The organism is Sphingobacterium sp. UBA5789, from assembly GCF_002418355.1.
Taxonomy (GTDB): Bacteria; Bacteroidota; Bacteroidia; order Sphingobacteriales; family Sphingobacteriaceae; genus Sphingobacterium.
Window position 1 is genome coordinate 73,970 of sequence record NZ_DIDX01000005.1, and the last position, 9,286, is coordinate 83,255.

General features: G+C 40.8%; 4 protein-coding genes. All 4 read right to left on the reverse strand.

Going from position 1 to position 9,286, the window contains the following annotated elements; genetic code table 11:
• Window positions 1–265: 265 nt before the first annotated feature.
• Complete coding sequence (locus B4B65_RS16165) at window positions 266–2,551, reverse strand: family 20 glycosylhydrolase (RefSeq protein WP_293916911.1); 2,286 nt, start codon at window positions 2,549–2,551, stop codon at window positions 266–268.
• Between the two features lie 221 nt (window positions 2,552–2,772).
• On the reverse strand, window positions 2,773–4,245 hold the full coding sequence (locus B4B65_RS16170) for an efflux transporter outer membrane subunit (protein WP_293916913.1): 1,473 nt from the start codon (window positions 4,243–4,245) through the stop codon (window positions 2,773–2,775).
• 1 nt (window position 4,246) lies between these two features.
• The gene (locus B4B65_RS16175; protein ID WP_293916915.1) at window positions 4,247–7,399 is read right to left on the reverse strand and encodes an efflux RND transporter permease subunit; all 3,153 of its coding nucleotides are present in this window, start codon (window positions 7,397–7,399) and stop codon (window positions 4,247–4,249) included.
• A 79-nt stretch (window positions 7,400–7,478) separates the two neighbouring features.
• Window positions 7,479–8,654, reverse strand: coding sequence for an efflux RND transporter periplasmic adaptor subunit (locus B4B65_RS16180; protein ID WP_293916917.1), 1,176 nt, complete (start codon window positions 8,652–8,654; stop codon window positions 7,479–7,481).
• Window positions 8,655–9,286 lie beyond the last annotated feature (632 nt).

Consider the following 9,286-nt stretch of genomic DNA (forward strand, 5'->3'; position numbering starts at 1 on the left):
TATTAAGTTTTTGTGAGCTAATTGCTTTTAAAAATGTTGTAGTTGGTTAATTATAAGTGTTTAATAAATTTTATTAGCCTGTTTAATTATTGAATCTGAATAATCAGATAGAGGAATGAAGATTTTTGTTGTATAGCTGAAGTATACAACTATGAAAGGAATACTCGGATTTTTTTATAAAACAGGCAGGGTATAAATACAAACAACCTCCCCTGAATTACAGGAGAGGTTGTTTTGTAAAGCTATACTATAAAAGAGCTATTTATTAATGGGAGAACCATTCATCAGGTACGGGTTTTACTTCTCCGCCATCTTCACTGTAATCCAGTTTTAATGTAAATCCGCCTCCGGCTTCAATAAAATCTATTGCAAAGGCATGATAACCTTCCTTTAAAGCTATCTGCCCACTTTTGACAACTGCCGAGTGCTGCCCGTCATTATCGATGACAAGCTGATTATCTATTTTTAATATTCCGCCATCGTCGCAAGTCAGATAGAAGTTATAAATAGCTTGTTTTGGTACGCGGATATATCCCCGGATTTTTGTTCCGAAAGAAGCCATTTTTACTGTATCACTGATATGTACATTTGCCAATACTTCAGTACGTACTATGTTACCTGTCATTTTCTGAGAATTAGGGAATGTACCGACAAAGAAATCAGCTGATAAACCTTGTTTCAATGTCTCTGGTTTTACTTCGGCGGCTTGTTTCCAATCATCCTTTTTAAAATTCACAGTATAGATCTCACTTTTTGCTCCGTTAGAAGCTACTGTCGCAAACCTGACTTTCCCCGGAGTAGTGACCTTCAATTCATTATTCAATACAGGGCTCTCTTTTGCAGGGACAGATCCATCCAGCGTATAATGGACCTGAGCTCCAGGTAACGGATTGTCTACACGCAAGACAGAAGTGCCGTCTACAATAACCTGTTCTTCTGAAAATCCTGTCAGATCAGGCAATCTGTAATTCAACTGCATGCCGTTCCATATACCATAGTGATTGATCAGTCTTTTTTCATAACTCTCAAATAACGTTGTGTCCGTCCATACCCGTTCTGCCAAAGCACTCAACCGTGGCAGGATCATAAATTCCAGACGTTCTTTAGATGGAATCATTTCTGTCCATATATTAGCCTGAGCACCTTGAATATAAGATCTTTTTTCAGCCGGAATATCTGCCGGTACTACATTTAGCTTGTAAACGCTTTCCAGAGAACTTTTATTAGGCAGATAATCAAAGTATAGGGGATTGGTCGGAGTCATGATGACGGGATGATTACGTTCAATTGCCTTTTGAGGAGCATCTTTGACCCATCCCCGCCAGTACATCACGGTCATGCTCGGATCCGATTTACCTTCCAGTATCTCATCCCAACCTATAGCGACTTTGTTATTCTTCTGTATAAAGGTATTGATCCGGCCAACAAAATAACTTTGTAAATCTTCGAGGTGCGCTATACCTTCTTCTTTCATAAGTTGCTGACACAGCGGAGACTCTTTCCAGCTGGTTTTTTCTACTTCATCAGCTCCGATATGGATGTATTTACTTGGGAATAAATCTATTACTTCCTGTAGTACATTTTGTGTAAACGTATACGCACTCTCTTTACAAGGGCATATGGGTACGGAGAACTGTGTCCCCCAACCTGAAGAAGCTCCGTCAAGTAAGAGTTCGGGATAAGCTTTGGTCGCAATCATCATATGTCCGGGCATGTCGATTTCAGGGACAATTTCTACACTGCGGATTGCGGCATACTTTATGATTTCCCGGATGTCATCTTGTGTGTAGTATCCTCCATATTCTTCTTTTCCGTCTTTGATACGTATATGTTCTTTGGGCAGATTAAAGTCCGGATTGTCTTTTGCTTTTACAAAACATGCAGAGTCTTGATTATTGTATGACCGCCATGCGCCTTCCTGAGTCAGTTTGGGATAACGCTTGATTTCTATCCGCCAGCCCTGATCATCGGTTAAATGAAGATGTAACTTATTAAATTTATAAAGAGCCAGTAGGTCTATGAACTTAAACAGATATTCTTTAGAAAAAAAGTGACGTGCAACATCGAGTTCAACACCTCTCCATTGATACGTGGGCGCATCTTTGATTTTGACATAAGGAAATGTCTTGTTAATGCTGCTCTCCGACAGTGCAGACATTTGTTTTAAGGTCTGCAAAGCATAAAATGCTCCTGCCTGTGTAGATGCTTTTATTTGAATTCCTTTCTCATCGATATTCAGATGATATCCTTCAGGAGCAATATTATTATCCCTGATCAGCTGTATGTTTGCATTTTTTTGAGCGGTTTTGTTCCATTGGTTTCCGGTAAAAATATGTTGCTTTAAGTACTGCTCAGCATCTCCGAAAAGTTTGCTGTCTGTGGTATAATACAACAGCTTCTGCGCATTAAAAGCAGAGGAGCTTTGCTGTACATCCATTTGTTTAGGATAGGGGATAAGGTTCAGCTGACCGGATGACGATTGCCCGATAGCAGTAGTGCCACTATATAAGAAAAATAGTAAACCTAATAAGGACGGAATAGCCTTTTTCATAAATCTTTAAATTGTTTTGCACAGCAAGATAAAGAACTTTTATGATAAATCAATTTAGCATCTCTTTTATAGGCGAATTTCAAACTTTTAAAAGATTATTTTTTTAGATGAGATATGTGCTATCCCGTTCCGCCAGAGGAGATTCTGCTTAGCATATTTTGCCTGACTTTTTCGGTCAGGCAAAATAATGTATCCTATATTTTACATGCAGAATAAGAAGTCTATTCTTTCCATCCGCCACCTAAGGAGCGGTAGAGATCCACATATGATTCAAGATGTTTTTGCCTTAATTCGACAAGATCCAGTTCGCTTGTGAGGGCATTGCTTTGCGCTGTGATCACTTCCAGATAGGTCGCATATCCACTCCGGAATAAGAGTCCTGCATTTCGAACAGCTAGCTCGGAATTCGAAACTCTCTTTTTTGCAAAATCCAGTTGTTCCCGTTGTTTTTCTACTGTGATGATGGAGTTAGAGACTTCACTTACAGCTTCCACTACTGTTTGCTGTAGAGCCAGTTCTGCCTTTTCCCGTTCCAGTTTTGCCACTTCATAATTTGTCTTTAATGTCCTGTTCTTAAAGATCGGGGCTGTCAGATCTCCACTTATACCGCCAAGCAAGGCGCCGGGTATATTAAACCAGTTTTTTGGTAACATTGAATTTACACCCAATGATCCGCCAATGGATAAGGCCGGATATCGCATAGCCTGTTGGACATTGGTATGTGCATTTGCAGAGATCAGTTGAAATTCTGCACTTCGTATATCCGGTCGGTTCCGGACAATTTCCAATGGTGATCCCAGGGATATTTCCTGATTTTCAGCAATCAGATGTTCAAAACTCTGACCTCTTTGAATCCGGTCAGGCATCTGACCTGTGAGGGTGCGCAAGGCGTTTTCCTGAACAGCGATCTCTTTTTCCAGTTCAGGTACCAGTGATGCTGCCACCAGACGCTGGGATTCTGTCTGTTGTATCGCTAAAGCGGTGATCTCTCCGGCTTCGTATTGCAATCTGATCATACGTAGTGTACTGTCATTGAGCTGTACATTACGTTTGGCAACTCTGATCTTATCATCCAGCATCAACAGATTGAAATAACCTTTGGCTATACTGGAGATCAGATTAGTCTGTATGGCATTTTTGGCTTCATAAGTGTCCAGATACTGAGCCAGCAGCTGATCTTGCTGACTGGATATTTTGCCCCAGATATCGAGTTCCCAGCTGAACCGTACTTCTGTTCCAAACTGAGATAAATAGACAAACATGTCATCCGGTGCATCTTTTTGTTTTCTGTCATACCATCGGGAGGAGGGGCCGCTTCCAAAATCAGAAGAACGCCATTGCCTGTTTGCATTTGCCAGCGTTGCCTCTACTGAAGGTAAATAATTCGCCTTGTTCTGAATCATCTGACGGTTAGCAATCCGGGTATTGATCAGTGCGGTTTTCATATCAAAATTATTCATCAGTGCACTGTCAATCAGCGCCAGTAAAGTCGAATCATGAAAAAACTCCCGCCACGGAATGCGGCTTATGGTCGTCGTATCACCAAAATAATCTAAGGTATCACTGCGGTACTGTTCCGGCAGATTCAAGTCCGGCCGTGCGTATTTTTCTCCTATTTTACAGCTTTGTACAACAAATAAAGTTGTGAATAGCAACAGGATCAACGTAAAGCTATATCTGTTTTTATTTATCATATCAGTCTTGAGATTTTAATTTATTGCGGACTTTTTCATCCAGTGTCTTGAACACAATAAAGAGTACAGGTATTATAAAAATGCCAAGTAATACACCGAAAAGCATACCACCGGCAGCACTAAAACTAATGGAGTGATTACCTATGGCGGACGGACCAACGGTCCACATCAGCGGAACAAGACCCGCTACAAAAGCAAGTGAAGTCATCAGAATAGGACGTAGTCTCATCTGTGCACCAGTCAGTGCTGCTTCGACAATGCTCAATCCCCGGTCACGCTGCTGAACCGCAAATTCGATAATCAGAATTGCATTTTTTGCCAGCAATCCGATCAGCATAATAAGTCCGACCTGCACATATATATTGTTTTCCAGCCCTACCATCAGAATCGTACCGTATACACCTACAAGTCCGACAGGGACAGACAAAAGTACAGCCCAAGGAAGGATATAACTTTCGTATTGCGCTGCAAGCAGAAAATAGACAAATAGTATACTCAGTGCAAAGATCAGTATGGTCTGCGAGCCGGATTGACTCTCTTCAAAACTCATACCCGTCCACTCAAATCCATAGTTGACCGGCAGTTTGTCATCAGCCAGTTTCTGTATTGCTTTCATCGCATCACCTGTACTATATCCCTTGGCTGGAGTAGCATTCACTGCGATTGCATTATAGAGATTATATCGGGTAATGGTTTCCGGACCGACTACTTTTTCCAGGGTAAGGATGGTGCTTACAGGTACCATCTCTCCGTTTTTATTGCGAACGAAAATGGAATTGAACGATTCCGGATCTTTACGATAATCCATATCTGCCTGTACATATACCCGGTATTGTCTTCCGAACCGGCTGAAATCTCCAGCCTGTACTCGTGCAAAATAAGCCCGGATAGTCGTCATCAGTTCTTTGATATCCACACCCAAAGTCTTCGCTTTCACTGCATCAATATTCACTTCGTATTGAGGGAAATTGGCTTTGAAAGCGGTATAGGCATTTTCGATTTCCGGAAGTTCATTAATCTGATTGATAAAGGTATCTGCGATAGTATTGAAGTCGCGGATATCACCTCCCAGACGATCCTGAAGGACTAATTCTATTCCTGCAAAATCACCAAACCCCTGTACCGTTGGTCGTGGAAAGACGGTGAATTTCGCTTCATTGATCTGCGATAAATCCTTGCGTATGGTGTCCATGAAAGCTTCGATATTATGTATCTTTTTACGTTCGGCATGAGGTAACATATTGATATAACCGGCAGCGAATGCAGGGCTCGAACTTCCGTCCAGCACATTAAAACCCGAGACAGTGGTCATTCCTTTAATATCTTCTCTCTTTTTTAGAATGCTGTCGGCCTTACGCAATACTTCTGTCGTACGGGTGAGCGATGCTCCCGGAGGCATAGCCAGAGAGTAAGTAATGAAACTATCATCTTCTGTAGGAATAAAACTTTTAGGAGCACGAACCATCAAGAATATTCCGGCAGCAGTGAAGAGAATTAATCCTCCCCATGCCAGCGGCTTGTGTTTGATCAGTTTTTTTACTCCGGAAATATACCGTTCTGTCAAGCGGTCAAAAGAAGTGTTGAAGGCATGGAAAAACCGTTTTTTGTATTTTGTAAATTTGCTGTCTCCTTCTTTGATTCCTGTTTCTACAGCAGAATTTTTGAGCAGTAAAGCACATAGTGCCGGACTGAGGGTCAGGGCGTTGAGTGCGGAAATAAGAATGGCCGTCGCCAAGGTATAAGCAAACTGCCTGTAAAATATTCCGGCAGGTCCTTCCATAAAACCTACAGGCAGAAATACTGCGGCCATCACCATCGTAATAGATAAGATAGCGCCAGTGATTTCCGACATTGTTGATAGAGTCGCTTCTCTGGCTTTGAGCCCTGTCGCATGCATTTTCTGATGAATAGCTTCCACGACTACAATGGCATCATCGACCACAATACCGATTGCCAGTACCAGCGCAAACATGGTCAGTACATTGAGTGAAAAACCAAAAAGCTGCAGAAAGAAGAAAGTACCTACCAAGGATACCGGGATAGCAATAGCTGGAATCAAAGTAGATCTGAAATCCTGTAAGAAGATAAAAACGATCAGGAAAACCAGAATGAAGGCTTCAAATAAAGTATGTTTCACCTGATTAATCGATTCATCAATCTGGTCCCTTACAGCATAGGTAATTTCATATTTAATGCCTTCCGGAAAAGATTTGGCCATACCTTCCAGTGTCTTACGTACGGCTATATCAATGTCGTGTGCATTAGATCCACTGGTCTGTGTCAGATTAAGTGTCAGTCCCGGATGTCCGTTTACCTTATTGTCACTTCCGAGATTGGTTGCTCCAAACTCTATACGGGCTACATCTTTGAGGTAAAGGACTGATCCGTCTTTATTCGTTTTAATGACAATGTTTTCAAACTCTTCGGGTTGCGTAAGCCGTCCTTTATGACGGATCACTGTTTCGAAAGCCTCATCTGAAGTCTCTCCGAATTTGCCGGGAGCAATTTCAAAATTCTGGTCCTTAATGGCATTCATTACATCCTGAGGTACAAGTGTATAGAGGGCCAGTTTTTCGGGATTGAGCCAGAGGCGCATAGAATAATCTCTAGCACCGACTCTGGATACCTGTGCCACACCATCCACCCGAAGCAATGGACGCATCATGTTGATCTGCGCATAGGCCTGCAGAAAGGTTTCGTCATATACACTATCCTGATGATCGGAATAGAGATTGATGGTCATAATGACTCCGCTCTGTCTGGGCATAACCGTAATACCGGCTTCGTTAACTTCCGAAGGGATGGAACTGATGGCTTTGGAAATACGGGTCTGCACATTCACAGAAGCGACATCGGGATTAGTACCTGTTTTGAAAAATACCTGTACAGATCCGGACCCCGAATTAGAGGCGGAAGACTTGATGTAAGTCATATCTTCGACACCATTGATGGCTTCTTCAATGGGAAGCAATACACTCTTGGCGACTGTCTCTGAGTTGGCACCGGGATAACTCAGCGATACGACCACACTGGGGGGGGCAATTTCCGGAAAACGGGATACCGGTAATAGTTTTAATCCTACCAATCCCAGAATGACCAGCAAAATGGAAACCACAGTGGCGAGTACTGGTCTGTTGACAAATGTTTTCAGCATAAATGATAAGGGTATGGCAAATAATATCCGTTCCCCTGATATTCGCTATCGGGAGAAGCAGACATTTGATAAATAATATTTAGTTATGTTGCGCTATAGGCATAATAGCAGATCCATCGGTGATTTTGTCAAAACCACTTAAAATCACACGATCACCTTCTTCAAGACCATCGGATACGATATAGTTGTCTTTACTTTTTCCGGCAATTTTGATGGTTTTTCTTTGCGCCTTATTTTGTTTGTCGATGACGTATACAAAAGTTTTGTCCTGTAATTCCTGAGTGGCTACCTGAGGTATCTGCAGTACATTTTTCTTTATTTCTGCTATTTTCAGTGTTCCGGTACTTCCGGTACGCAGGATGTTGTCGTGGTTGGAGAAGGTTGCACGCAGTGAAATAGCTCCTGTAGTACGATCTACCTGACCATTGACTGCATCTACTTTTCCTTTTTTAGGATAAGCCTCACCATCTGCAAGTACAAGTGTGACATCCGGAAAAGTAAGTCTGTTATTGTTGTTATATTTGACTCCGGCAATACTATCTTCTCTGGCTTTGGCTTTAGAAAAATATAGAAAATCCGATTCGCTCATAGCAAAATAGACATACACTTCCTGTACATCTGAGAGTACCGTCAGCGGATCGCTGTCTCCTTTTGAAACAAGGTTTCCTATACGTTTGGGGATACGTCCGATATAGCCACTTACGGGAGCTTCTATGATGGTGAAATTTTTACTGATTTCTGCGCTTCTTACTGCTGCAGACGCCTGATCCAAAGACGCTTTGGCAACATCATAGTCTGATTTGGCAGCATGTAACCGCACATCTGAAATAACATCATTCTGTACAAGAGGACGAAGACGGTCAATTTCAAGTTGAGCATTTTCCAGTTTTGCCTTAGCTACATTGGCTGTGGCTATCATATTATTGAGCTGTTCCTGGTAAGTCGAGGCATCGATTTTGAAAAGTTTTTGTCCTTTCTGAACAAAAGATCCTTCATCTGCATAAATTTCCTGAAGCAGGCCTTCTACCTGCGGCCGTATTTCTACATTGACTTTTCCTTCAATGGTTCCAAGGTAATCTTTTACTGTACTTGCATTGCTTCTTGTCACGCTATAGACAGGAAGAGCCGTAGGCTTGTTTTTGTTCTCTTTTTCTTCTGATTTACCTGATGTACAGTGTGTTAAAATGGAGGCTAATGCGAGTAAACCTAAACTAAATGTGGTAAATTTTAAATTAAACTTTCTTGATTTCTTCATTAATACTTTCGCTCTTATTTACGTAACTTTTCTATTACAGCATTGCTTTATGAACGCTAGAATGGAGCTTTTGATTTGCATTTAACAAAAATTAACATTTTAACTAGTAACGGGTGCAGGAAAATAAAACGATAAAGTAGTTTATATATTGTGAAATAGTTAATAAAAAAGCAAAAAAGCCTTTTAGCGGCTGTTTAAATTCGCATATACGCGCCCTGATTGCCGAATTTGTCTCTCCAATGTGAAAAATATTTTTTTTGAGGAATAACTGTGCTTTTCCGGTCTGTTAGGCAGAAGGAGATAAACAGACGAATTGTATAATAAGTCTAAAAAATGCTTCTGTGATTTTGAGAGTTAGATTTTGATAAATTTAGTTGTACCTGCAACTTGAAAAGCAAGTGTTTTGCATCTCTCTGGCTTAGTGTATATTTTACTAATCAAAAAGTATTATCCAAAAAGTTAAATTAACCATGTGTATTCTATATGTTATTTTTAAGTAACTAAAAGGTAAAATATTATTTTTTAAAAAATATTTAAGTTTAATTATTTTATTAGATAACTTTGTGAGGAACAAAAAATGATATTAGTCACTTTTTCTAGTTGAATAGTTTCAAATTTTGTTTAATTGCTGA

Excerpts from the sequence above, each read along its gene's own strand:
- B4B65_RS16165 (WP_293916911.1), bottom strand. The coding sequence starts at position 2,551 with ATGAAAAAGGCTATTCCGTCCTTATTAGGTTTACTATTTTTCTTATAT.
- B4B65_RS16170 (WP_293916913.1), bottom strand. The coding sequence starts at position 4,245 with ATGATAAATAAAAACAGATATAGCTTTACGTTGATCCTGTTGCTATTC.
- B4B65_RS16175 (WP_293916915.1), bottom strand. The coding sequence starts at position 7,399 with ATGCTGAAAACATTTGTCAACAGACCAGTACTCGCCACTGTGGTTTCC.
- B4B65_RS16180 (WP_293916917.1), bottom strand. The coding sequence starts at position 8,654 with ATGAAGAAATCAAGAAAGTTTAATTTAAAATTTACCACATTTAGTTTA.